Genomic DNA, 24,744 nt, shown 5'->3' with positions numbered 1-24,744 from the left:
CGGCCTCGGCCCCGGGCGCGGGCCCTGACGTACGGCTGGGTCCCGACCGGGCCCCGGCCTCGACCCCCGCACCTCACCCCCCGGCGCCCCGGTGGCGCACGATCTCGCGGGCGAGCGCGACGAGGTCGTCCAGTGCGGGGTGGCCGGGGGCGTCGCGCCGGGCGAGGAGGACGGGGAGGGCCGGGGCGTCGACGAGCGGACGGTAGGCGACGCCGGGGTGCGGGTGCATCTCGGCGGTGGAGGCGGCGGAGACCCCGGCGCCCCGCCCCGCCGCGATGGCGGTCAGCCAGTCGTCGGTGTTGGCGACGGTGAGGGTCGAGGCGGGGCGGGCGTCCGGCGGCCACAGGTCGAGACCGGTGGTGCCGGAGACGGGGTTGAGGACGACGGTGCCGTCCGTGAGATCGGCGAGGCGGAGTACGGCGCGGGCGGCGAGCGGGCCGTCCGCCGCCACGGCGGCCACCCGGCGCTCCTCGAACAGCACCTCGGTGACGAGCCCGGGCGCCGCCACCGGTCCGCGCAGCAGCGCGGCGTCGACCTCGCCCCGGGTGAGCCCGGCGGTGCGGTCGTCGATCCGCAGCAGTTCGAGCGGGGTCGACGGATACCGCTCCTGCCAGCGCCGGAGCAACGGTGTGGTGTACGGACCGAACGCGGACCAGGCGTGCCCGACCCGCAGCGGCCTCAGGCGCGGCCCGCCGGGGCCGAGCGCCTCGTCGAACGCGGCGACCGCGGCGACGGCCCGGTCCCGGAAGGCGACGCCCTCGGGGGTGAGGACCAGATGGTGGGTGGACCGGTCGACGAGCCGGACGCCGAGGCGCCGTTCCAGGGCGGCGAGCGTCCGTGAGACCGCGGGCTGGGTGAGGCGCAGCCGGGCGGCGGCGCGCGTGACGTTGCCCTCGTCGGCGACGGCGAGGAAGGCGCGCAGATGACGGATCTCGATGCCGCGGTCCCGCCCGCGGTCCGGAGGGGCCCCGGCACGGGGGTCGTCGCTGGATCCAAGGCTCATGCGCGCGGAGCATAACCGGAGCCCAACCGGCATTTCACACGGCACGCGGAGGTACTTACCGTAAGAGGGAGGAACCACTCGGTCCGGTGCAGTATTTTCGATCGGGCGGTTCAGCAGAATGCACTGATGGCGACGGGCTCAAGGGCATCCGGAGGCTGAGCATCCGGGCATCGGCATTCGGAACGCCGAGCGTCCGGACGTCCAGCATCCGGACATCGGGCGTCCGGACATCGGACTCGGACGCGGGAGGAACAGCGCAGGTGGACGTGAACGACCGGAGCGCGGCGGCAGAGGCGGCGGCGACGGAACGGGTGGCGGCCGTCGCCGTACCGGAGGCGGTGGCCATGGCCGACACGGCACCGGGCTCCGTCCGCGCACGCGATTCCGTCGGCGCGCCGGGTTCCCTCCGAGCCCCGGGCCGCGCGGCGGCGCTCGCCCCGATCGCCCTGGTCGTCGCGGGCGGCCTCTCCGTCCAGTTCGGTGCCTCGGTGGCGGTCCTGCTGATGCCCCGGGCCGGGGCGCTCGGGGTGGTCACCCTGCGACTGGGCGTCGCCGCGCTCGCGATGCTGATCGTCTGCCGCCCGAGGCTGCGCGGATACTCCCGCGGCGACTGGGGCACCGTCCTGGCCTTCGGCGTGGCCATGGCCGGCATGAACACGCTCTTCTACCAGGCGGCCGACCGCATCCCGCTGGGCGCGGCCGTGACCCTGGAGGTGCTGGGCCCGCTCGCCCTCTCGGTGATCGCGTCGCGCCGCCTGGTCAACGTGGTGTGGGCGGGGCTCGCGCTGGGCGGTGTCGTGCTGCTGAGCGGCGGGGGCTTCGACCGTCTCGACCCCGTGGGCGCCGCGTACGCGCTGGGCGCCGGTGTCATGTGGGCCACGTACATCGTCTTCAGCGCCCGCACCGGCCGCCGCTTCCCGCAGGCGGACGGTCTGGCCCTGTCCATGGTGGTCGCCGCCCTCCTCACCCTGCCCCTCGGCGTCCTGGAGTCCGGCTCGAAACTGCTGGTCCCGTCCACGCTGGGACTGGGCGTGGTGGTCGCCCTGCTGAGCTCCGTGCTGCCGTACACCCTCGAACTCATGGCGCTGCGCCGCCTGCCCGCCCCCACCTTCGCGATCCTGATGAGCCTGGAACCGGCCATAGCGGCCACGGCGGGCTTCCTCGTCCTCGGCCAGGCGCTGGCCCCGACGGACGCCCTGGCCATCGCCCTCGTCATCGGCGCGAGCATGGGCGCGGTGCGCGGCCAGGTGAGCGGGGGGCGGCCGAAGAAGCGCCGGGGTCGACGGCGGTGGGCGCCGTCGACCGCAGCCGGGGCGTTCGGGCCGGGCGGCGGTGACGACCCAGTCGAAGGCCCTGACTTCCCGGGCCGAGGCCCGCGCCGGGACGGTCAGCCGGCCAAGGACGGGGGCGCGACCGCCCGCGCTCGGTCGTAAAGGTCCCGTGCGGTGGCGTTCTTCAAGTGGGGTCGCAGGAGGCCGAACATGGTTCTGATCCGGTCGTCGGCGCGGCCGGACTGCACCATGGGGTAGTCGTCGAGCGCCTGGTGCCAGGTGGCGCAGGCCGCTTCCAGGTGGCCGATCTCCAGTTGGCGCTCAGCCAGGGTGGCGCGGTGCCGTACGCGGGCGCGGCGGTAGACGCTGTAGCGCACCTTGTCCGACTCCTGCATGGCTTCGACGGCGCCGGAAACGTCGCCGAGTTCGTAACGCACTTGGCTGATGTGGTAGTTCAGTGCCGCAGGGTCGTACGAGCCGAACGCCTTGCCGCGTGACTCGGCGCGGTCCATGGCTCCCTCAGCCTCGCGGATGTATCGCAGTGCGCCCGTCCGATCCCCCGTTTGCGCGGCGGCATGTGCCTGCTGACCCGCGAGGAAGGCCCGCATGCGGGGCCCGGCTTTCGGGGAGGCGGCGGCAGCGAGGTCGGCCAGCTCCATGGCTTTCGCCCCATGGCGGAGGTCGACTGCCTGGACGCTCATGCCGCGCAGGGTGGTGCAATAGGTCAGGTGGTCCTCGGCCGCGCCCGCCAGCTCCAGCGCCTTGACGTAGTAGCGCTGTGCCAAGCCGTGCAGTCCTTCGTCCACGGCCATGTAGCCGGTCAGGTACAGCAGGTCCGAGGCCGCGGACAGCATCGCTTTTCGCACGCCCTCGGGGGCGTCGGCGCGCAGGTAGGAGGTCACGGTGTTGACCACGAACGAGGCTGCCATGGGGCGTGTGTGGCGACCGCCGAACTGGTCGTCCAGTTCCGAGACGCGCTCGGTCATGGCGATGACCATGTACACTTCGTTCATGCCGATGCGGGTTGCGCGGCCGGACTGGACGGCTTCGGCCCGCTCGATCACGTCGGGCCATCCGGGGATGGCGAAGGCCACGGAGAACAGACTGGCTCCCAGGACGCTGCGGCGGGACGGGTCCATGTCGTGCCTCCCCAGGTCGATCAGTCCTTCCACAGTATCCGCGGCCGTGGGGGAGCGATCGCGGGGCACGGGTAAGCCGGCCTCAGTGGGTGACAGGGCGGCCGAGGCACCGTGAGAGAGCTTCGAGGATGCACACGCGCACGGCGCTGCGGGGGACCGTGCCGCTGAGCCAGTGGCTCACCGCTGACTCGTCGTAGCGCAGGGGCGTGCCTGTCTCGGTGCCGCGTGTCGTCGCCCGAACGCTGACGAGGCAGCACCGCTACACGTCCGAAACGCTGTTCGAAGGCGTTTACCGCCTCACCGAGCGGGCATCGGCCACGTTCACCCCCTCGGGGCTCAGCATCCTCTATCCGGAGCCTGCCGAACACGTGCTTGAGCCGCGTACGCTCCGGCCCGGCGTTGATCCACTTGCCGCGCTGGACGAGTTGCTGACCGACGTGATCCGCCAGGCGCCGTCAGCAACCGGATGCGTGGGCGTCGAGCTGTCCGGCGGCGCGGACTCCGGGAACGTCGCCCTGGCCGTGAAAGCCGCCCGTTTCCCCGAGGTGCACAGCTTCGGCTTGCTGGTGGGAGGAAGCACCGGCAGGCAGCAGCGAGAGCGGCGCCGGGCCTTTGTGGAGTACTGCGGCTTCCGAGACATGGCATTCCCCGCCATGCAGCACACGCCCTTCTGCCCCGGAGGCGTGCGTGCTCTGTGCAAGCCCCACGATCCGGCGGGAGCCTTCTACCAGGAGGCGTTCGACGTCGTCCGCGAGGAGGCGGCTGCTCGGCGGTGCGAGATCATGTTCACTGGCAGCGGCGGGGACGAGATCAACGCCCACCACTCCAGGACGCAGGCCGAACTACCGACGCAGAAACCTGTGCCGTGGCTCGGCAGCAAGGCGGTCCGAGCGCTTGCCGAGGTGAACGAGCACCTTGCGCCCATCCCGGTGCTGCCCGTACCGACCCTGATGGCGTTCGGGATGCACAGCCCCGGATTCCTCCGGGCCGGAGTCTGGCCGGTGAGCCCGCTGGTACACCCGCGGATCGTGCGGTTCATGGAGCAGCTACCGCACGAGCACAAGCGCGGCAAGGCGCTGTTCCGCGAACGGATCAGGCGGACCGGGCTACCGGAATGCGTGGCCGCGCCGACCGAGCCGGAGAACTTCCTCGCCGTCCTGGAAAAGGGCCTGCGCTCCTACGGCTTGCCCGTCCTGGACGACATGCTGAGGGAATCAGTCCTGGTGGACCTCAGCTACGTTGACGGCAAGGCTCTCGCCCAGGCGCGGAGGGACGCCGACGCCGCCCCGGTCGTTCCCGATCTGCTCTGCGATGCACTCGCCCTGGAGGTCGGACTGCGAAGCCTCATGTGACCAGCCCCCGCACGGAAGCCGAGCACGTGGAAGCCACAAACCTCCTGTACCGCGACCCGGCCCTGTACGACGTGGTCCAGTCCGACAGTACGAGCGCCGGAATGTGCCAGACCCTGATCGAATTGCACAGGCCGAACGCCCGGACCCTGATCGACTTCGGATGCGGTACCGGCCGGGACCTGGAGAACCTGTCCAAGCGCTTCGAGTGCATTGGTGTGGACCTCCAGCCCGGCATGGTCGACTACGCCCACCTGGCCCGGCCAGGGCTCGACATCCGTGCCGACGACATGCGCACCATGCGACTCGGCAAGCGCATGGACGTGGTGACCTGCATGGGCAACAGCCTCGCCTACGTACACGACAACGAGGAGATCAGCCAGGTCTTCGCCACCTTCGCGGCCCACGCCGGGCCGAGCGCGCTGCTCGTGCTGTGCTCCCCTGTCGCCCCGATCACCCGGACCGAACCGACCGTCGCCACGGTGGACACCCCGAGGGGACCCGCGACGGTCACCATCCGACATGAGTGGCACCTGCGAACCCAGATCAACACCATGCACCGGCACTGGGTGCTCCCCTCTGGCGACGAGGCCCGAGACGAGATCCGCAGACGCGTCCTGTTCCCCCGCGAGCTGGAGCGCTACGCGGAGGGTGCCGGCTTCGAGATCCTGGACATGCTCGACGGCTCAGGGAGGGGGCTTATCGGCCCAACCGCGTACACGGTGGCCCGATATACCCGGCGCTGACCGGCGGAACGGAAAACGGCGCCAGTGCCCTCCGCCGGGCCCCTGACGGCAGTAGTGACGGCAACTTCAGCGGACGGGGGCCATGGTCGGCGGTAGTTCATCGTCCTCAGCGATGTCCGCCTCGTCCGGTGCCGGGGCGAAGAAATCATGCAAGCATGCTTGCTTGTTTATGGGGCCGCTGCCATGATCCTGGGCACACCGCCTTGCCCCGAGGGGAGCGCACCGTGCCCGATGTCGCAGTCGTGATCGACGATCTGCGTGATGAGAGCCAGGAACTCGACGCACTCGTACGGGAGTTGAGCGCCGGGCAATGGGCCGCCCCGACACCCGCCCCCGGCTGGAGCATCGCGCACCAGATCGCCCATCTCACCTGGACCGACGGGGTCGCGCTGCTGGCCGCGACCGACGCCGACGCCTTCGCCGGGGAGGTGGCCAAGGCGGAGCGGCAGCCCGAGTCCTTTGTCGACCAGGGCGCCGGGGAACTGGCCGTGCTCGCCCCGGACGCGCTGCTCGCGCGGTGGCGGGACGGGCGCACGCGGCTCGACGCGGCGTTGCGGAACGTACCCGCCGGAACTCGTATCCCCTGGTACGGACCGCCGATGAGCGTCGCCTCCATGGCGACCGCCCGGATCATGGAGACCTGGGCGCACGGCCAGGACATCGCCGACGCGCTCGGGGTCACCCGAACCCCCACCGCCCGGCTGCGACACGTCGCCCGGATCGGGGTGCGGGCCAGGGACTACGCCCATGAGGTGCGCGGGATCGAGGCGCCCGAGGAGGAGTTCCGGGTCGAACTCACCGCACCTGACGGGGAGGTGATCGCGCACGGACCCGAGGGTGTCGCGCAACGCGTCACCGGGCCGCTGCTCGACTTCTGCCTCCTCGTCACCCAGCGCGCCCACCGCGACGACCTCGCCGTCCGGGCCTACGGACCCGATGCCGACCGGTGGCTCGACATCGCCCAGGCGTTCGCCGGGCCTGCCGGAGCGGGCCGCGCACCCCAGGGAGGTGGCAAGTGACCGCGCCCCTCCGGATCGGCAACGCCTCCGGGTTCTACGGCGACCGGTTCGACGCCCTGCGCGAGATGCTCACCGGCGGGCCCCTCGACGTCCTCACCGGCGACTACCTCGCCGAGCTGACCATGCTCATCCTCGGCCGCGGCCGTCTCAAGGACCCCGCGCGCGGATACGCCACCACCTTTCTGCGCCAGCTCGAAGAAGGACTCGGGCTCGCCCACGAACGCGGGGTGAAGATCGTCACCAACGCCGGAGGGCTCAACCCGGCCGGACTTGCCCACGAAATAAGGGTGTTGGCGGAGAAGATCGGGGTTCCGGTGCGGGTCGCCCATGTGGAGGGGGACAGCCTGCCCGTCCCCGACGGGTACCTCACGGCCAACGCGTACCTCGGCGGTGCCGGGATCGCCGCCTGCCTGCGAGCCGGGGCCGATGTCGTCGTCACCGGGCGGGTCACCGACGCCGCACTCGTCACCGGTCCCGCCGCCGCCCACTTCGGCTGGGGACCGGACGACCTCGACGCACTCGCCGGGGCCGTCGTCGCCGGGCACGTACTGGAGTGCGGCACCCAGGCCACCGGCGGGAACTACGCCTTCTTCCGCGACTTCCTCCGCGACCGCGAGCCGACCCGCGACGACGGGTCACGCCCCGGCTGCGAGCCGGGCCGCGACGACGAGCCGCGCCGCGACCGCGAGCGCGGCCACGAACAAGGCCGCGATCGCGGACGAGGGCGCGGCCGGGCACACCCCCTCCTCCGCCCCGGCTTCCCCGTCGCCGAGATCCACGCCGACGGCACCTGCGTCATCACCAAGCACGACGGCACGGGAGGCGTCGTCGACATCGGCACCGTCACCGCGCAACTCCTGTACGAGACCGGTGGCGCCCGCTATGCCGGGCCGGACGTCACCGCCCGGCTCGACACCGTACGGCTCGCGCAGGACGGGCCCGACCGGGTGCGGCTGTCCGGGGTGCGGGGCGAGGTGCCGCCGCCCACCCTCAAGGTCGGGCTCAACCGGCTCGGAGGCTGGCGCAACGAGGTGGTCTTCGTGCTCACCGGACTCGACATCGAGGCCAAGGCGCAGCTCGTGCGGGACCAGTTCGCGGACGCGCTGGCCCGCTCCCGTACCGAACCGAAGGACGTGCGCTGGGAGTTGGCGCGCACCGACCGGGCCGACGCCGCCACCGAGGAGACCGCGAGCGCCCTGCTCCGGCTCGTCGTCCGCGACCAGGACCCGGAGGCCGTCGGGCGCGCGGTCTCCGGGGCCGCGGTCGAACTCGCCCTTGCCGGCTATCCCGGCTTCCACGTCACCGCACCTCCCGGGAAGGGCAGCCCGTACGGTGTCTTCGAGGCGCGCCATGTACCGGCCGACGAGGTCCCGCACATCGCCGTCCTCCCCGACGGGCGCCGCGAGCACCAGGAACCGCCCGTGCGCACCCGGCCCCTCCGGGACGCCGAACCGCCCCCGCTGCCCGCGCCGTTGCCTCCCGGCCCCACCCGTGACGCCCCCCTCGGCCGGATCGCGGGCGCCCGCAGCGGGGACAAGGGCGGCGACGCCAACGTCGGGGTCTGGGTGCGCGGTGACGACGCCTGGCGGTGGCTGGCGCACGAACTGACCGTCGAACGGTTCAAGGAACTGCTGCCGGAATGCGCCGAGTTGGATGTCGCACGGCATGTCCTGCCCAACCTCCGCGCGCTGAACTTCGTCGTGCGCGGACTGCTCGGCGAGGGCGTTGCCGCGCAGCACCGGTTCGATCCACAGGCCAAGGCGGTGGGGGAGTGGCTGCGGTCCAGGCATCTCCCTGTGCCCGTGGCGCTGTTGGAGGCCGCCCACGCTCCGGAGGTGACCGTATGACCGTCCTGCCCACCGGGCTCGACACCGCGAGCCCCGAATACGCCGCGAACCGCGCGGCCATGCTCGCCAAACTCGACGAACTGGCCGCCGAGCACGCCAAGGCGCGGGCGGGAGGCGGTGAGAAGTACGTCGAACGGCACAGGAAACGCGGCAAGTCGACCGCACGCGAGCGGATCGAGCTGCTGATCGACCCGGACACCCCGTTCCTGGAGCTGTCGCCGCTCGCCGCCTGGGGGAGCGACTACACGGTGGGTGCCTCGCTCATCACCGGCATCGGTGTGGTGGAGGGCGTCGAGTGCCTGATCACCGCCAACGACCCGACCGTGCGCGGCGGCGCCTCCAACCCGTGGACGCTGAAGAAGGCACTGCGGGCCAACGAGATCGCCTTCGCCAACCGGCTGCCCTGCGTCAGTCTCGTCGAGTCGGGCGGGGCCGATCTGCCCTCGCAGAAGGAGATCTTCATCCCGGGCGGCGCGCTGTTCCGGGACCTCACCCGGCTGTCGGCGGCCGGCATCCCCACCGTGGCCGTGGTCTTCGGCAACTCGACGGCGGGCGGTGCGTATGTCCCCGGCATGTCCGACCACACCGTCATGATCAAGGACCGTTCCAAGGTGTTCCTCGGCGGTCCGCCCCTGGTGAAGATGGCGACCGGCGAGGAGAGCGACGACGAATCGCTCGGCGGCGCCGAGATGCACGCCCGTGTCTCGGGGCTCGCCGATCACTTCGCCGTCGACGAGCCGGACGCGCTGCGCCTGGCCCGTCGCGTCGTCGCCCGTCTCAACTGGCGCAAGGCGCACGCCGATCCGGGACCGGTCGAGCCGCCGAAGTACGACGAGGACGAGCTGATCGGCATCGTGCCCGGCGACCTGAAGGTGCCCTTCGACCCGCACGAGGTCATCGCCCGGATCGTCGACGGCTCCGACTTCGACGCGTTCAAACCGCTGTACGGGACCAGCCTGGTGACCGGATGGGCCGCGCTCCACGGCTACCCGGTCGGCATCCTCGCCAACGCGCGGGGCGTGCTGTTCAGCGAGGAGTCCCAGAAGGCGGCCCAGTTCATCCAGTTGGCCAACCAGCGCGACATCCCCCTGCTGTTCCTGCACAACACCACCGGCTACATGGTCGGCAAGGAGTACGAACAGGGCGGCATCATCAAGCACGGCGCCATGATGATCAACGCGGTGTCGAACTCGAAGGTGCCGCACCTGTCCGTGCTGATGGGCGCCTCGTACGGGGCCGGGCACTACGGCATGTGCGGGCGCGCCTACGACCCGCGCTTCCTGTTCTCCTGGCCCAGCAGCAAGTCCGCCGTCATGGGGCCGCAGCAGCTCGCCGGGGTGCTCTCGATCGTCGCCCGCGCCTCCGCCGCCGCGAAGGGGCGGCCGTACGACGAGGAGGCCGACGCCGGGCTGCGGGCCATGGTGGAGCAGCAGATCGAGTCGGAGTCGCTGCCCCTGTTCCTGTCCGGGCGGCTGTACGACGACGGGGTCATCGACCCACGCGACACCAGGACCGTCCTCGGGATGTGCCTGTCCGCGATCCACACCGCCCCGGTCGAAGGCGCCCGCGGCGGCTTCGGCGTCTTCCGGATGTGAGGCCAGGGATGACCACGAAGAAGTCCACGTCGACGTCCGCGACGTCCCCGACGACCTCCACGTCGACCTCCGCCGGGCCGGTCCCCGTGCCGATCTCCGAGCCGGTCCCCGTGCCGATTTCCGCGCCGATCTCGACGCTGCTCGTCGCCAACCGGGGCGAGATCGCCTGCCGGATCTTCCGCACCTGCCGGGCGCTCGGCATCGCCACCGTCGCCGTGTATTCCGACGCGGACGTCGACGCGCTGCACGTACGGGAGGCGGACACCGCCGTACGGCTGCCGGGCGCGGTCCCGGCCGACACCTATCTGCGCGGTGACCTGGTCGTACGCGCCGCCCTCGCGGCGGGCGCCGACGCCGTCCACCCCGGCTACGGCTTCCTCTCCGAGAACGCCGGTTTCGCGCGGTCCGTGCGGGACGCCGGACTCGTATGGGTGGGGCCGCCGCCCGAGGCCATCGAGCTGATGGCCTCCAAGACCCGGGCCAAGGAGCTGATGGCCGGGGCGGGAGTGCCGCTGCTCGCCCCCGTCGACCCGGAACGCGCCACCGGGGCCGATCTGCCGCTGCTGCTGAAGGCGGCGGCGGGCGGCGGCGGTCGTGGAATGCGGATCGTCCGCGAACTCGGTGAGCTGCCGGGTGAGTTGAAGGCGGCGGCGGCCGAGGCCGAGGCGGCGTTCGGGGACGGGGAGGTCTTCGCGGAGCCGTACGTGGAGCGCGGCCGGCACGTCGAGGTACAGATCATGGCCGACGGGCACGACGGGGTCTGGGCGCTCGGCACCCGGGACTGCTCGCTCCAGCGACGCCACCAGAAGGTCGTCGAGGAGGCTCCCGCGCCCGGTCTCGACGACGCGCTGCGGGCCCGGCTGCACGAGGCCGCCACGGCCGCCGCGCGGGCGGTGGGCTACCGGGGTGCGGGCACCGTCGAGTTCCTCCTCGCCCCCGACGGCAGACCGTACTTCCTGGAGATGAACACCCGCCTCCAGGTCGAACACCCCGTGACGGAAGCCGTGTTCGGCGTCGACCTCGTCGCCCTGCAACTGCGCGTCGCGGAAGGCGGGCCCCTGCCCGACGCCGCACCCCCCGAGCCGCACGGGCACGCCGTCGAGGCCCGGCTCTACGCCGAGGACCCCGCCCGCGACTGGCAGCCGCAGACCGGCGCACTGCTCGCGCTGGAGATACCCGACGAGCCCGGACTCCGCCTGGACGCCGGGTACACCGGGGGCGACACGATCGGCGTGCACTACGACGCGATGCTCGCCAAGGTCATCGCCCACGCCCCCACCCGCGACCAGGCCGTACGCCTTCTCGCCCGCGCCCTGGAACGCGCCCGTGTGCACGGGCCGGTCACCAACCGCGACCTGCTCGTACGGTCCCTGCGTCACCCCGACTTCCGCGCGGCCCGCCTCGACACCGGCTTCTACGACCGCAACCTCACGACCCTCACCGCGCCGCCCGACCCGGCGGAACTCCGCCTCGCCGCCCTGGCCGCCGCCCTCGCCGACGAGGCCGCCCGCCGGGAGGGCCCCGGACCGGGACCGGTCCGCTTCGGAGCCTGGCGCAACAACCCCTCCGGGCCCCAGGTCAAGCGCTACCGCGCCGAACCCGACGGCTCCGAGCACGAGGCCGTCTACCGCACCGGCCGCACGGGCCCGGTCCCCGCGACCGGGGAGCGCGTGATCGCCGCCCGCCCGGACCGCGTCACCCTCGAAGTCGGGGGCGTCGCACGCCACTTCACCATCAGCGCGTACGGGGAGAGCCCCTACGGCGGGGCCGTCCACCGCGGCAAGGTGCACGTCGACACCACCGGCGGCTCGTACACCCTCACCGCCCTGCCCCGCTTCACCGACCCCGCCGACCGCACCGAACCCGGCTCCCTGCTCGCCCCCATGCCCGGCACCGTCGTCCGCGTCGCGGAGGGACTGGCCGCCGGGGCGGCGGTCGAGGCCGGGCAGCCGCTGATCTGGCTGGAGGCGATGAAGATGGAACACCGCATCCTCGCCCCCACCTCCGGCATCCTCACCGCGTTCCATGCCGCCCCCGGCCTCCAGGTCGAGGTCGGCACCCTGCTCGCCGTCGTACGGGACACGGACGTCACCCCGGGCAGCCGGACGCCGGACACCGATACGAGCCCGAGCACCCAGGCACCGAGCACGCACGCACCGAGCACCCACGCACCGAGCACGCACGCACCGAGCACGCACGCACCGAGCACGCACGCGCCGAGCACCCACGTACCGGGCACCGACACACAGGAGGCACCGAAGCGATGAGCACCGTTCTCGAAACCGACGAACACCGGGACCTGCGCGCCGCCGTCGCCGCCCTCGGAAAGCGGTACGGGCGCGACTACATGATGTCCGTCGTGAGCGACGGCTCCCATCCCCGCGAACTGTGGGCCGAGGCCGCCAAGGCGGGCTACCTCGGCGTGAACCTCCCCGAGGAGTACGGCGGCGGGGGCGGTGGCATGGCCGAACTCTCCATCGTCCTGGAGGAGTTGGGGACAGCCGGCAGCCCACTGCTGATGATGGTCGTCTCCCCGGCGATCTGCGGCACGGTGATCGCCCGCTTCGGCACCGACGAGCAGAAGCGGCAGTGGCTCCCCGGCCTCGCCGACGGCAGCCTCATCATGGCCTTCGGCATCACCGAACCCGACGCCGGTTCCAACTCCCACCGCATCACCACCACCGCCCGCAGGGACGGCTCCGGAGCGGACGCCGACTGGCTGCTCACCGGACGCAAGGTCTTCGTCTCGGGCGTGGACATCGCCGACGCCACACTGATCGTCGGCCGCACCGAGGACGCCAGGACCGGGCGCCTCAAGCCCTGCCTGTTCATCGTCCCGCGCGACACCCCCGGCTTCGGCCGCTCGCCCATCGACATGGAACTCCAGGCTGCGGAGAAGCAGTTCGAACTCGTCCTTGACGACGTACGGCTGCCCGCCGACGCGCTGGTGGGAGGGGGTGCCTCCCACTCGGGCGAAGCCGAGAACGGGGGAGGGGACGCCGGACTGCTCCAGTTGTTCGCCGGCCTCAACCCCGAACGCATCATGACCGCCGCGTTCGGCATCGGGATGGGCCGCTACGCGCTCGCCCGCGCCGTCGACTACGCGAGGACCCGGCAGGTGTGGAAGGAACCCATCGGCGCCCACCAGGCCATCGCCCACCCCCTCGCCCAGGCCCACATCGAACTCGAACTGGCCCGGCTGATGATGCAGAAGGCGGCCCGGCTGTACGACGACGGTGACGACATCGGCGCCGGGGAGGCCGCCAACATGGCCAAGTACGCGGCGGGCGAGGCCTGCGTGAAGGCCGTGGATCAGGCCGTGCACACCCTCGGCGGCAACGGACTCGCCCGTGAATACGGCCTGGCGTCCCTGGTCACGGCGTCCCGCGTCGCCCGGATCGCCCCCGTCAGCCGGGAGATGATCCTGAACTACGTGTCCCACCAGTCCCTGGGTCTCCCCAAGTCGTACTGACCCGGGCCATCCTGTCCCTCCACCGTGCCGCGGCCACGCGCCGCGACCCGTCAGCGCGGCTGCCGATGCGCGGACGCACCGCACCGGCAGCCGTCCTTCGCCGCTCCGAAGGGGACCCACCGTCATGGCGCACGTGTTCCACAGCGATCTCCCGCCCGTCCGGGCACTCGACGTACCCGTGCACGACGCGGTCCTCGGGCGGGCCGCCGCGTACGGCGACACACCCGCCCTGATCGACGGTACGGACGACGGCTCCGCCCTCGGCTACCGGCAGCTCGACGACTTCCACCGCAAGGTCGCCGCCGCGCTCGCCGGGGCCGGGCTGCGCAAGGGGGACGTGCTGGCCCTGCACAGCCCCAACACCATCGCCTACCCCGTGGTCTTCCACGGCGCCACACGTGCGGGCGCCACCGTCACCACGGTCCACCCGCTGGCCACGGCGGAGGAGCTCGCGAAGCAGCTGCGCGACTCCTCCGCCCGCTGGATCGTCACCGTCTCCCCGCTGCTCGATACCGCCCGCCGCGCGGCCGAACTCGCGGGCGGTATCGAGGAGATCTTCGTCTGCGACCGGGCGGACGGGCACACCTCCGTCCTCGACATGCTCGCCACCACCGAGCCCGAACCCCGTGTCACCATCGACCCGGCCGAGGACATCGCCGCCCTCCCGTACTCCTCCGGCACCACCGGCACCCCCAAGGGGGTGATGCTCACCCACCGCTCCATGGCCACCAACCTGGAGCAGCTGCGCCCCTTCGCCCCCATGGGCCCCGGCGACCGCATCCTGGCGGTCCTGCCGTTCTTCCACATCTACGGGCTGACCGCCCTGATGAACGGCCCACTGCGCCTCGGGGCCACCGTGGTCGTGCTGCCGCGCTTCGACCTCGAACAGTTCCTCGCCGCGATCGAGAAGCACCGGATCACCGGCCTGTACGTGGCCCCGCCGATCGTCCTCGCCCTGGCGAAACACCCCGCGGTCGACCGGTACGACCTGTCCTCGCTGGAGTACGTCGTCAGCGCCGCCGCCCCGCTCGACGCCGAACTCGCCGCCGCCTGCTCGCGGCGGCTGGGCCTGCCGCCGGTCCGCCAGGCGTATGGCATGACGGAACTGTCGCCCGCCACCCATGTCGTCCCGCTCGCCGCCGAGAACCCGCCGCCCGGCACAGTGGGCAGGCTGATCCCCGGTACGGAGATGCGGATCGTCCCGCTCGACTACGAGGACAGCGAGAGCGGCGAGAACGGTGAGGATGGTGAGGACGCCACGCCCGGCACCGTCGGCGAGATCCTGATCCGAGGACCGCAGGTGATGAAGGGCTACCTGGGACGCCCCGACGCCACCGCCGAGATGATCGACGCGGAGGGATGGGTGCACACCGGCGACATCGGGCGGGTCGACGCCGACGGCTGGTTGTTCGTCGTCGACCGGGTGAAGGAACTGATCAAGTACAAGGGCTACCAGGTCGCCCCCGCCGAGCTCGAAGCACTGCTGCTCGGCCACGAAGCGATCGCGGACGCCGCCGTGATCGGCATACCCGACCCCGACGGCAACGAGGTCCCCAGGGCGTACCTGGTCCGCCGCCCCGGCGAGGCGGGGGAGCGGCTGACGTCGGACGACGTCATGGCGTACGTCGCCGAGCGCGTCGCCCCGTACAAGAAGGTCCGGCAGGTCGAGTTCGTCGCCGCGGTCCCGCGCGCGACCTCGGGCAAGGTCCTGCGCCGCGAGCTGCGCGAACGGCGGTGACATGCCAGCTGCGAGGACTTCGCCATCCGGACGGCCATCACTCGCCCCACCAGGCTCGGCCAACCCTTCACCCGCTGGTCGATCCGCAAACTCGCCGCCCACCTGCGGAAAGTGCACGGCCGCGTCATCCGCATCGGCCGTGAAGCCTTACGGTGCCTGCTCCGGCGCCGCGGCATCACCTTCCAGCGCACCAAGACCTGGAAGGAGTCGCCCGACCCTGATCGCGACGCCAAGCTCGACCGGATTGAGCAGGTGCTGGACCGCTTCCCGGACCGGGTCTTAGCCTTCGACGAGTTCGGGCCCCTGGGGATCCGGCCCACCGCAGGCTCCTGCTGGGCGAAACAGGGCAAGCCAAACCGGCTGCCGGCGACCTACCGCCGCACCCACGGCGTCACCTACTTCCACGGCTGCTACTCCGTGGGCGACGACCGCCTGTGGGGCGTCAACCGACGTCGCAAGGGCACCGCCAACACCCTGGCCGCGCTCAAGTCGATCCGCGCCGCCCGACTCGACGCCGACCTACGCTTCCTGGGCCAATTTGATCGAGGCCCACTTCGGCCCGCTGCGGCAGTTCACCCTGGCCAACTCCCACCACCGCAGCCACCCCGCGCAAACCCAGGCACTGCACCGCTACCTGCGTTGGCGCAATACCAACGCCCGCCACCCCGACGTACTCACCGCCCAACGCAAGGAACGCGCCCGCGTCCGGCGCGAGGAGGGCATCCGCTGGGGCGGACGCCCCCTCAACACCGCAGCCTGGCCAACCGCGAACCGCAGCCCCCGAGCGCCGAAGGAGGCAAGTTCAGGAGAAGGACAGCGACAGAAGGATGATTCAGGAGGCGGACGGTTCGATCTCCCCCGCAAAGACGATGACCTGGTCGATGAGGCTCCGCCGCAGATGGACGACGTCCGTTCCCGCCAGGCGGGGACCTCCATCCGGCGTGGTAAAGACCCACTGGTACCGGGCCCACTCGCCAGGCATGTCCACCGCCGAGCAGCGCACCATCGTGCCGGTCCCCGCCGGGTGGCGCCGGATGTCCAGCACGAACCGCTCGACCGCCGCGATTCCTTCGCTGCGACCCAACGGCCCCCAGAAGACCACGTCCGAGGTCAGAGCCTGGGAGAGCAGGGAAGTCACATACCTGTCGTCCGAGGCGTTGAACGCGGAGATGAACGTGTCGATCGCGGAGCGTGCAATCTCTTCCTGCATGCCCCAGTAATACCAGACCGTTTCGCGTGCACTCGTCCCGCGAGCCGCCTTCCGATCACGGTGAACCATCCCGGTCACAGCAGTAGATGGAGACGCGTCCAGAGCGGCCTGGGGCGCCGGTGAACCGATCGGCGGGACGGTGCGCGTTGTCGATCACCACGGGCGTTCCTTCGTTGTGGCAGAAGGAACAGGCGAGGCCGCACGCATCGATGATCTTCACGCGTAAGGTTCGGTCCGGCCGTACTTCGACGGGGAGGTCGGACAGGCTGAGCATGGGGCCCCTCTCGGTCCGGCCGGGCCGGGCGCCCCGGCCGGAGGGTGCGGGCGTCGACCTACTCGAACCGCAGGTCGACGATGCTTTCGAGGTCGATGCCGTACAAGCTGTAGACCTTTGTGGTGTTGATCGACGTGAGGCGGTCGAGGGCGAGCCCGAGGCCGGCGGCCGCTTCCCACACCTGCGCTTCGTCGTCGGCCTCGATCTCCAGATAGGGCGGGATGCGCGGCCACTCGTCCACCTCCAGGCGGACCGCACCGAGCTTGTAGGAAGTGCGGCGGTTCTCCTGGTAGCTGCGCGGAGTCAGTCCGGCGAGGCGGAGCAGGGCGGCGGCCTCGGCGAAGTCATCGACCTTCACCTCGGTCTCGCGGGTGCCGTCGACGGCGTCAGTGGTGATCTCCTTGACGCACAAGGTGACCGCGTCGCCCGTGTCGCGCAGGCGCACCCATCGACCGGGAACGGAAGGGACCGTGTCGTAGACGTACCGCCGCATGGCGCGTGGTGGGGCCACCTCGACTCCGCCGGCGGCGGAGATCCGCCGGGCGATGCTGGCCGCTCAACGGTGTGGCCCCGGCATCGCTGCGAACGCTGCCCGACCCGCCGCGACCGCGCCGGGGCCCCGTACCGCGCGGGCCGGAGTTCTCCGCCGCCGACCGCAGGCGCTTCTTCTCGTGCATGCGCCAGGCCGCCGAGCATGCACGCGGCAGGGATCGCTTTCCGCTGCGCCGCCAGGCCCTCTATCTGGCCGGATACGACGATGCGCCGGACACCTCAGAGTGGCTGGCCCAACAGCAGCGGGCCGAGCGCCCGGACGGCTGGCTGACGATCTGGCTCAATTCTCGCTCGGTCGCCGCCGTCGCCGCCAGGCAGGGCGACCGTGACCAGATGGGGCACTTCATCACCACGACGCTCATCGACGACGATGCCGGCGAGGCGGCGAACCTCAACTACTGGGCGTACTGGATCGGCGAGGCACCACACATCCAGATGTCCGACGACTTCATCGCCGCCGCGAATCCAGGACCGTGGCCCGGCGACAAGCTGATGCGTCATCTCGTGGGAGGCATGAACCCGAACCATGGCTTCTTCGACCTGAATGTCCACACCCTGTGGGCTTTGCTTGCCATCCGACCGAGCCTGCTGCGCCCCGGAACTCCGATCGGGAATGAGCTACGCGCCTCCCTCCCCGTGCTGTTGGATGGCCGGGAGTTGTCGGTGCGAGCGCGCCGGGAGCTGGAAGACATCCGGTACGCGATCCGCCTCGCTGAGGCGTGAGAGAGGAGAGGGCAGTGACCGACGACCTGTCCGCGGTGGGCCGCTTCCTGTACGAGGCGGGCACGCTCAAGCAGACGCGGCGTACCGGCTGGTGGATGGCTGGGGTTCGTGACCCCGAGAGCGTCGCCGAGCACTCATGGCGCACGTCGTTGATCGCCACGATCATCGCGAAGCTGGAAGGCGCCGACCCCGCCCGAGCCGCCTACCTGGCGGTGTGGCACGACACGCAGGAGAGCCGGACCGGGGATGTGAACCACCTCGGGAAGAAGTACGCGCCCGCCGCCGATCCGCACGAGGTCACCGCCGATCAGACGGCGGGCATGCCCGAGGTCCTGGCCTCGGAGGTCCGTGATCTGGTCGCGGAGTACGAGGCCAAGGAGACACCGGAAGCGATCTGCGCCCGTGACGCCGACAAGCTGGAGTGCCTGCTCCAGGGGATTGAGTACAAGGCGCAGGGCTACGGGAATGCTCAGCGGTGGATCGACAACAGCCGAGGGCGGCTCACCACCGAGACCGCGAACCGACTGGCCGATGAGCTGCTCTCGCAGGGAACCATCGACTGGCTGCGCACAACCCTGGGCGAGAGCACGGAGTGACGGACGCGCACATCGCGTCTTCCGTGTGCCGAGACGCGGGGTTGCCCCCAGACGGTCTACCGGAGGGCAGGGGGAGGCTGACCGTGTCGACCGGCGCGGCGTGCGGGAGAGGCGTCCGCCGACCGTTCGAGGACATCCGTTGCTGCCCGGCGATGCATCGGGGCGGCGGCGACATCGAATGCCGCATCCTTGTTCAGCACAAACGAAATCATGCAAGCACGCTTGATTGTTCTGTGTTCTGCTGTCACCCTCGGCGGGACCCGGGCACCGCCCCAGGGCAACCGGTGCCCCCGGGCCAACCGGCCCCCAGGACAAGGAGACGAACCGTATGACGCCGCTCGCCGCCCCCGTCCACGACCGGGGCATCACCACCCTCGCGCTCGACTCGCCGGGCAACCGCAACGCGCTCTCCGCCGCGCTGGTCGGCGAGCTGTCCGCCGCCCTGGAGGCGTGCGGCGCGGACGACGCCGTGCGGGCCGTGGTGCTCACCCACACCGGCAACACGTTCTGCGCGGGCGCCGACCTGACCGCGCCGCCCGATCCTGCGGCGTTCGTCGCCCTGATGCGGCGGATCGTCGCGCTGCCCAAGCCCGTCGTCGCCCGTGTCACCGGGCACGTCCGGGCGGGCGGGCTCGGGCTGCTGGCGGCCTGCGACATCTCCGTCGCCGGACCGGACTCCTCGTTCGCCCTCACCGAATCCCGGCTCGGGCTCGCCCCGGCCGTGATCTCGCTGCCTCTGCTGCCCCGTACCGACCCGCGCGCCGCCGCCCGCTACTACCTCACCGGCGAACGCTTCGACGCCGCCGAAGCGGCCCGCATCGGTCTCGTCACGCTCGCCGCCGAGGCGGACGTGGACCAGGCGCTCGTCCCCGTGCTCGACGGGCTGCGCAGGGCCTCCCCACAGGGGCTGACCGCGTCGAAGGAGCTGGTCACGGCTACTGTGCTGGAGAATTTCGACCAGTACGCCGAAGACCTCATCGCCCGCTCGGCGGCACTCTTCGCCTCCGCCGAGGCACGGGAGGGGATGACGGCCTTCCTCGAACGACGGGACCCCTCATGGGTGTTGTGACGCCCCCCACCGACAGGACGCCCAAGCAGGACCGCAGCCGGGCCACCCGCCGACGGCTCCTGGAGGCCGCGGTGGCCTGCCTGGCCGAACACGGCTGGGCGGGCTCCACGGTCTCGGTCGTCGCCGAACGCGCCGGGGTCTCGCGCGGTGCCGCCCAGCACCACTTCCCGACCCGCGAGGACCTGTTCACCGCGGCCGTCGAATTCGTTGCCGAGGAACGCTCCGCCGCTCTGCGCGCCCTGCCCGTCCAGGGCCGCACCGCCGTCGTCGCCGCCCTCGTCGACCTGTACACGGGCCCGCTGTTCCGTGCCGCGCTCCAGCTCTGGGCCGCCGCGTCCAACGAGGAGCAGCTCCGCCCCCGCGTCACCGAACTCGAAGCCCGCGTCGGCCGCGAGACCCACCGCATCGCCGTCGAACTCCTTGCCGCCGACGAGTCCAGACCCGGAGTGCGCGAGACCGTGCAGGGTTTCCTCGACATGGCGCGCGGCCTGGGCCTGGCCAACGTCCTCACCGACGACACCGCCCGTCGCCGCAGGGTCGTGACGCAGTGGGCACTGCTGCTGGACGAGGCGCTGGGCTGACCCGGGCGCGGCGGACCGCCCCGTTCCGACGTAGCCGCCGGGGCCGGCAAGTGGGGCTGGCACCAAGGCGGTTGGGGTGGCAGCCGTAGTGAGTGCCGACGCTCGCGTCCCTAGCGTCGACGGGTGTGAGACACGGACAGAGCAGAGCAACCAGGATCCCTGTCGGAAACCGGCCCCGTGCCGGAACGGGTCGTACGGCGCGCCGCGCGGCGGTGCTGGTGGCGGCCTCGGCCCTGCTGGCGGTCGCCGTCCCGGCGGCGAACGCGTCGGGTACGGCGCGTGCTTCGGGTGCGGCCGACGAGGCGAGAGCGACCCAGCGCACCACCGCAGCACACCGGGCGACCGGCGCACCGAACGGCTGCGACGCGGCGCGCACGGCGCTCGGGCGCTCCCTGGACACCCTCGTCACCCGGCACGGCATACCCGGTGTGGCCGCCGAGGTCATCGGTCGGGACTGCGGCCGGTGGACGGCGGAACGCGGCGTCGCGGACCTGGACACCGGCCGACCGATGCGCGCCGCGGACCGGCTGCGGATCGGCAGCGTCACCAAGACCTTCACCGCCACCGTCGTCGTACAGCTCGCCGACGAGGGCCGGATCGGCCTGGACGACCCGGTCGAGCGCCACCTCCCGGGGCTGATCCGGGGCAACGGCCACGACGGCCGCACGATCACCGTGCGCCAGCTCCTCCAGCACACCAGCGGGCTCCCCGACCACGTCGAGGCGATCGTCGCGCGGCCCGTCGAAGAATGGCGGCTGCGCCACTTCGAGCCCCGGGAACTGGTCGCGACCGCGCTGGCGATGCCGCGCCCCGCCACCGGGTGGTCCTACTCGACCACCAATTACGTCGTCGCCGGACTGATCGTCGAGAAGGTCACCGGGCACGGTGTCGAGGCGGAGGTGCGCCGCCGGATCATCGAGCCGCTCGGCCTGCGCGACACGTACTGGCCCGGCGACCACACCCGTATCCGGGGTCCGCACTCGCGCAGCTACTTCCCCGCCGTCGGCCCGGCGGAAACGGCACGGCCGGGCGGCACCCCGCTCGCCGACGGTACCGAGTGGAACATGAGCCTCGGCGGTGCGGGCGGGGCGCTGGTCTCCACGCCCGGCGATGTGAACCGGTTCTTCCGCGGCCTGTTCGGCGGGCGGCTCGTGTCCGCGCACGGGCTCGCCGAGATGAAGCGCACCGTTCCCGTGGACCCCGAACGGCTGTGGCCCGGCGCCCGATACGGCCTCGGCCTGATCGCCTCTCCGCTGACGTGCGGCGGCATGTGGTGGGGGCACGGCGGGACGGTGCCCGGCGGACACCGCGCGCTCGGGGCGATCGGTCCCGACGGGCGCGGCATCGCCCTCGCCCTCAACAAGGTGCCCGACAGCCAGGAGGCCGAGGCGGACTTCCTCGCCGCCGTGGACGCCGGCCTCTGCCCCGCCGACCGTGCCCCGCACGCGAGCAGCACCGACAGCACCAACGGCACTGAGAGCACCACCGGCACCGACAGCACCAACGGCACTGAGAGCACCACCAGCACCAACAGCAACGGCACCGACCAGCTCAGGGAGACAGAGTGAACGCCTCGAACAATCGCTTGACCAGTTCGACGAGTCCGGCCGGGGCCGTGCGTCGAGCCTCCGCCGTCGGCCTCGCCCTGGCCGCCTGCGTCACCGCGTCCTCCGCGCTGGCCACGGCCACGGCTGCCCCGGTGACCGACCGCGGGACGAACACCGCCACCGGGGCCGGCCTCGACCGCTACTACCGGCAGCACCTCGCCTGGGGCAGCTGCGTCACGGGCCCCGACGACACGGTGGGCCGTGAGCTGGACGAGGCCGGGGCCCAGTGCGCGGACGTGACCGTGCCGCTCGACTACGCCAAGCCCGACGGCCGCACGATCACCGTGGCCATGTCCCGGCTGAAGGCCACCGACAGCCGCCACCGCATCGGCACGATGCTGCTCAACTTCGGCGGCCCCGGCGGCACCGCCGTCGACACCCCGCCGCTCATGCGGAAGGCGATGAAGGACGTCGGCGCACGCTACGACATCATCGGCTTCGACCCCCGCTTCGTCGGCCGCAGCACCCCGCTCGACTGCGGTTGGCCCACCGGCATCTTCTTCCGCTCGGCCGGGCCCGACCGGGCGGGCTTCGACCGCCAGGTCGCTTTCCAGAAGGACCTCTCCGACAAGTGCCGGGCCACCAACGCGTCCGTGCTGCCACATGTCACCACCCGCAACACCGCACGCGACATGGACGTCATCCGGGGCGCGCTGGGTGAGCGGAAGATCTCCTACCTGGGCTACTCGTACGGCACCTACCTGGGCACCGTCTTCAGCCAGATGTTCCCCGGCCGCTACGACCGGATGGTGCTCGACGGGGCGATCTCCCCACAGGACTACGGCCCCGGGCTGCTGCGGGACGCGGTGTCCGAGAACGAACAGGCACTCGCGGACTGGGCCGGCTGGGCCGCATCCCGCGACACCACCCACCACCTGGGCCGCACCCGCGACCAGGTCCTCGCCACCGTCGACCGCGTCAACGAGGCGGCCTCCCGCCGGCCGCTGACCATCGGCACCGGCAGCGACACGTACCGGGTCGACGCCTCCCAGATACCGCTTCTCCTTTTCATGATGCTCTCGGACGACAGCGACTCCTCCCGGGCCGAACTCGCCGCGGCGGTCTCCGTGCTGTCCGAGGCGGCGAAGGGGAAGCCCACCCGGCCGTCACCGGCATTCACCCAAAGCTTGCGGCACGTGCTGACCGGCGACAGTTCGCCGACCGGCAGCGTGCAGACCGCGATCCTCTGCGGGGACAGGGCCGCGCCCCGGAACCCCGAGAGCTACTGGCGGGACGTCGAGCGCAGCCGCGCCGCCCACCCGCGGTTCGGCCCCATGACGGAGAACATCACGCCGTGCGCCTTCTGGGACCGGCCCCGTGAGGAGCCCACCCAGGTGCGCCACGACGTCCCGGCGCTGATCGTGGCCGCCACCGGCGACCCGCGCACCACGTACCGCAGCTCCCTCAAGCTGCATCGCGAGCTGCCGAGCTCCAAGCTGATCACCCTCACGGGAGCCAACCGCCACGGGATCTACGGCGACTACGGCAACGCCTGCGTCGACGACCAGGTCAACCGTTACCTGGCCACCGGAAAGCTGCCCGCGAAGGACCGGACCTGCGCCAAGCGGACGACCGGGCACCAGGACTGACGGAGCGCCCGACAACCCCGGCCCCGCCCGGACACCCCCGGCCCCCGGCAGCCCCGGCCCCGGCGGGCCCGACCCTCCGGGCGGGCCCGGCCTTGGGCAGGACCGGGGCCGGGGGGGGTCGGGCCCCGCCCGGGCCCGCGTCCCGCCCGGGCCCGGGTCCCGGAGCGTGCCGCGGGGGCGGGTGCCGACGCTCAGTTGGCCAGATCCCCGAGCTGTTCGTACCCCTCGATCGACCGGGGGTCGCGCGGGCCGGGCCCGATGTACCGGGCCGTGGGCCGCACCAGCCGGCCCGTCCGCTTCTGTTCCAGGATGTGCGCCGACCAGCCCGCCGTGCGCGCGCACGTGAACATCGACGTGAACATGTGCGCCGGGACCTCCGCGAAGTCCAGCACGATCGCCGCCCAGAACTCCACGTTCGTCGCCAGCACCCGGTCCGGGCGCCGCGCGTGCAGCTCCTCCAACGCGGCCTTCTCCAGCGCCCGCGCCACCTCGAAGCGCGGCGCGCCCAGTTCCTCGGCGGTGCGCCGCAGGACACGGGCCCGGGGGTCCTCCGCCCGGTAGACCCGGTGACCGAAGCCCATCAGTCGCTCGCCCCGGTCCAGGGCCCGCTTGACGTACGCGGTGGCGTCCCCGGTCCGTTCGATCTCCTCGATCATGCCGAGGACCCGGGACGGGGCGCCGCCGTGCAGCGGCCCCGACATCGCGCCGACCGCGCCCGACAGCGCGGCGGCCACATCGGCACCGGTCGACGCGATGACCCGCGCGGTGAACGTGGAGGCGTTCATGCCGTGCTCGGCGGCCGATGTCCAGTACGCGTCCACGGCCTTCACGTGTTTGGGGTCCGGCTCGCCACGCCAGCGGATCATGAACCGTTCGACCACGGAACCGGCCTTGTCGATCTCGCTCTGCGGCACCATCGGCCGACCCTGCCCGCGCGCCGACTGTGCGACGTACGACAACGCCATCACCGCCGCCCGCGCCAGGTCGTCGCGCGCCGTGCGCTCGTCGATGTCGAGCAGCGGCCGCAGCCCCCACACCGGGGCGAGCATCGCCAGCGCGGCCTGCACGTCGACCCGGATGTCACCGGAGTGCACCGGGATCGGGAACGGCTCGGCCGGCGGCAGACCCGGACTGAACGCGCCGTCGACCAGCAGCCCCCAGACGTTTCCGAACGAGACATGACCGACCAGGTCCTCGATGTCGACCCCGCGGTAACGAAGCGAACCGCCGGCCTTGTCCGGTTCGGCGATCTCCGTCTCGAAGGCGACGACTCCCTCTAGTCCCGGTACGAAGTCGGACATGGCGGCTCCCTCGGTCGACGGCTGTGCGGAGGCCACAGTGGCCCGCCCCAAGATATTGGCCGG

The 24,744-nt window shown here is 71.9% G+C and carries 19 protein-coding genes and 3 pseudogenes; 16 read left to right on the top strand and 6 right to left on the bottom strand.

Annotated elements, in window-relative coordinates; translation table 11 throughout:
- Window positions 1-73 precede the first annotated feature (73 nt).
- Window positions 74-1,003: a LysR family transcriptional regulator gene (locus tag AMK22_RS16100; protein ID WP_073785597.1), complete on the bottom strand. Its 930-nt coding sequence runs from the start codon at window positions 1,001-1,003 to the stop codon at window positions 74-76.
- 311 nt (window positions 1,004-1,314) lie between these two features.
- Between AMK22_RS16100 and AMK22_RS16095 the strand changes: the two genes are divergently transcribed.
- Window positions 1,315-2,436 carry an EamA family transporter gene (locus AMK22_RS16095; RefSeq protein ID WP_443333296.1) on the top strand — a complete coding sequence of 374 codons (1,122 nt, stop codon included), beginning with the start codon at window positions 1,315-1,317 and terminating at the stop codon, window positions 2,434-2,436.
- On the opposite strand, the gene AMK22_RS16090 is transcribed toward AMK22_RS16095, so the two are convergent.
- Window positions 2,391-3,446 carry a transcriptional regulator gene (locus tag AMK22_RS16090; protein WP_073785595.1) on the bottom strand — a complete coding sequence of 352 codons (1,056 nt, stop codon included), beginning with the start codon at window positions 3,444-3,446 and terminating at the stop codon, window positions 2,391-2,393. The two genes, AMK22_RS16095 and AMK22_RS16090, sit on opposite strands and share 46 nt — an antisense overlap.
- 173 nt (window positions 3,447-3,619) lie before the next feature.
- Between AMK22_RS16090 and AMK22_RS16085 the strand changes: the two genes are divergently transcribed.
- The 9 genes and pseudogenes from AMK22_RS16085 to AMK22_RS40855 all read left to right on the top strand — a co-directional run.
- Complete coding sequence (locus AMK22_RS16085) at window positions 3,620-4,765, top strand: asparagine synthase-related protein (protein WP_242433995.1); 1,146 nt, start codon at window positions 3,620-3,622, stop codon at window positions 4,763-4,765.
- Window positions 4,766-4,791: 26 nt separating this feature from the next.
- The gene (locus AMK22_RS16080; RefSeq protein ID WP_073785699.1) at window positions 4,792-5,508 is read left to right on the top strand and encodes a class I SAM-dependent methyltransferase; all 717 of its coding nucleotides are present in this window, start codon (window positions 4,792-4,794) and stop codon (window positions 5,506-5,508) included.
- Window positions 5,509-5,732: 224 nt separating this feature from the next.
- Window positions 5,733-6,527: a TIGR03084 family metal-binding protein gene (locus tag AMK22_RS16075; protein WP_073785593.1), complete on the top strand. Its 795-nt coding sequence runs from the start codon at window positions 5,733-5,735 to the stop codon at window positions 6,525-6,527.
- Window positions 6,524-8,374, top strand: coding sequence for an acyclic terpene utilization AtuA family protein (locus AMK22_RS40860; protein ID WP_242433994.1), 1,851 nt, complete (start codon window positions 6,524-6,526; stop codon window positions 8,372-8,374). Before AMK22_RS16075 ends, AMK22_RS40860 begins: the two co-directional genes overlap by 4 nt.
- On the top strand, window positions 8,371-9,969 hold the full coding sequence (locus AMK22_RS16060) for an acyl-CoA carboxylase subunit beta (RefSeq protein WP_073785591.1): 1,599 nt from the start codon (window positions 8,371-8,373) through the stop codon (window positions 9,967-9,969). Before AMK22_RS40860 ends, AMK22_RS16060 begins: the two co-directional genes overlap by 4 nt.
- 8 nt (window positions 9,970-9,977) lie before the next feature.
- Window positions 9,978-12,236 (top strand): ATP-binding protein, encoded by a 2,259-nt coding sequence (locus tag AMK22_RS16055; RefSeq protein WP_079186176.1) that lies wholly within the window; start codon window positions 9,978-9,980, stop codon window positions 12,234-12,236.
- Window positions 12,233-13,441, top strand: a complete 1,209-nt coding sequence (locus AMK22_RS16050; protein WP_073785589.1) for an acyl-CoA dehydrogenase family protein — start codon at window positions 12,233-12,235, stop codon at window positions 13,439-13,441. Before AMK22_RS16055 ends, AMK22_RS16050 begins: the two co-directional genes overlap by 4 nt.
- 124 nt (window positions 13,442-13,565) lie before the next feature.
- Complete coding sequence (locus AMK22_RS16045; protein ID WP_073785587.1) at window positions 13,566-15,179, top strand: 4-coumarate--CoA ligase family protein; 1,614 nt, start codon at window positions 13,566-13,568, stop codon at window positions 15,177-15,179.
- Window positions 15,180-15,191: 12 nt separating this feature from the next.
- Window positions 15,192-15,936, top strand: a pseudogene (locus AMK22_RS40855) (IS630 family transposase); the annotation flags it as partial.
- Window positions 15,937-16,011: 75 nt separating this feature from the next.
- Here AMK22_RS40855 and AMK22_RS16035 read toward each other — a convergent pair.
- The 3 genes and pseudogenes from AMK22_RS16035 to AMK22_RS16025 all read right to left on the bottom strand — a co-directional run bounded on the left by AMK22_RS16035 (window position 16,012) and on the right by AMK22_RS16025 (window position 17,210).
- The gene (locus AMK22_RS16035) at window positions 16,012-16,389 is read right to left on the bottom strand and encodes a nuclear transport factor 2 family protein (protein WP_073785585.1); all 378 of its coding nucleotides are present in this window, start codon (window positions 16,387-16,389) and stop codon (window positions 16,012-16,014) included.
- 82 nt (window positions 16,390-16,471) lie between these two features.
- Window positions 16,472-16,663 (bottom strand): annotated as a pseudogene (locus tag AMK22_RS16030) (radical SAM protein); the annotation flags it as partial.
- A 58-nt stretch (window positions 16,664-16,721) separates the two neighbouring features.
- Window positions 16,722-17,210, bottom strand: a complete 489-nt coding sequence (locus tag AMK22_RS16025; protein WP_073785583.1) for a CYTH domain-containing protein — start codon at window positions 17,208-17,210, stop codon at window positions 16,722-16,724.
- Between the two features lie 2 nt (window positions 17,211-17,212).
- Between AMK22_RS16025 and AMK22_RS16020 the strand changes: the two are divergent.
- The 6 genes and pseudogenes from AMK22_RS16020 to AMK22_RS15995 all read left to right on the top strand — a co-directional run.
- Window positions 17,213-17,938, top strand: a pseudogene (locus AMK22_RS16020) (transcriptional regulator); the annotation flags it as partial.
- A gap of 14 nt (window positions 17,939-17,952) precedes the next feature.
- The gene (locus tag AMK22_RS16015) at window positions 17,953-18,534 is read left to right on the top strand and encodes an HD domain-containing protein (RefSeq protein WP_073785581.1); all 582 of its coding nucleotides are present in this window, start codon (window positions 17,953-17,955) and stop codon (window positions 18,532-18,534) included.
- Window positions 18,535-18,862: 328 nt separating this feature from the next.
- Window positions 18,863-19,603, top strand: coding sequence for an enoyl-CoA hydratase family protein (locus tag AMK22_RS16010; RefSeq protein ID WP_073785579.1), 741 nt, complete (start codon window positions 18,863-18,865; stop codon window positions 19,601-19,603).
- Window positions 19,591-20,184, top strand: a complete 594-nt coding sequence (locus tag AMK22_RS16005) for a TetR/AcrR family transcriptional regulator (protein WP_073785577.1) — start codon at window positions 19,591-19,593, stop codon at window positions 20,182-20,184. Before AMK22_RS16010 ends, AMK22_RS16005 begins: the two co-directional genes overlap by 13 nt.
- 125 nt (window positions 20,185-20,309) lie before the next feature.
- The gene (locus AMK22_RS16000; RefSeq protein WP_242433993.1) at window positions 20,310-21,752 is read left to right on the top strand and encodes a serine hydrolase domain-containing protein; all 1,443 of its coding nucleotides are present in this window, start codon (window positions 20,310-20,312) and stop codon (window positions 21,750-21,752) included.
- 17 nt (window positions 21,753-21,769) lie between these two features.
- A complete protein-coding gene (locus AMK22_RS15995) occupies window positions 21,770-23,380 on the top strand; it encodes an alpha/beta hydrolase (RefSeq protein ID WP_073785695.1) in 1,611 nt (536 codons plus the stop codon).
- 191 nt (window positions 23,381-23,571) lie between these two features.
- Here AMK22_RS15995 and AMK22_RS15990 read toward each other — a convergent pair whose 3' ends face one another.
- Complete coding sequence (locus AMK22_RS15990) at window positions 23,572-24,681, bottom strand: citrate synthase 2 (RefSeq protein WP_073785575.1); 1,110 nt, start codon at window positions 24,679-24,681, stop codon at window positions 23,572-23,574.
- Between the last annotated feature and the right edge of the window lie 63 nt (window positions 24,682-24,744).

This window comes from Streptomyces sp. CB01580, from assembly GCF_001905795.1.
In the GTDB taxonomy this organism is placed as follows: Bacteria; Actinomycetota; Actinomycetes; order Streptomycetales; family Streptomycetaceae; genus Streptomyces.
The sequence above is the reverse complement of the archived record's forward strand: the minus strand, read 5'-3'. Positions and strand labels throughout refer to the sequence as shown.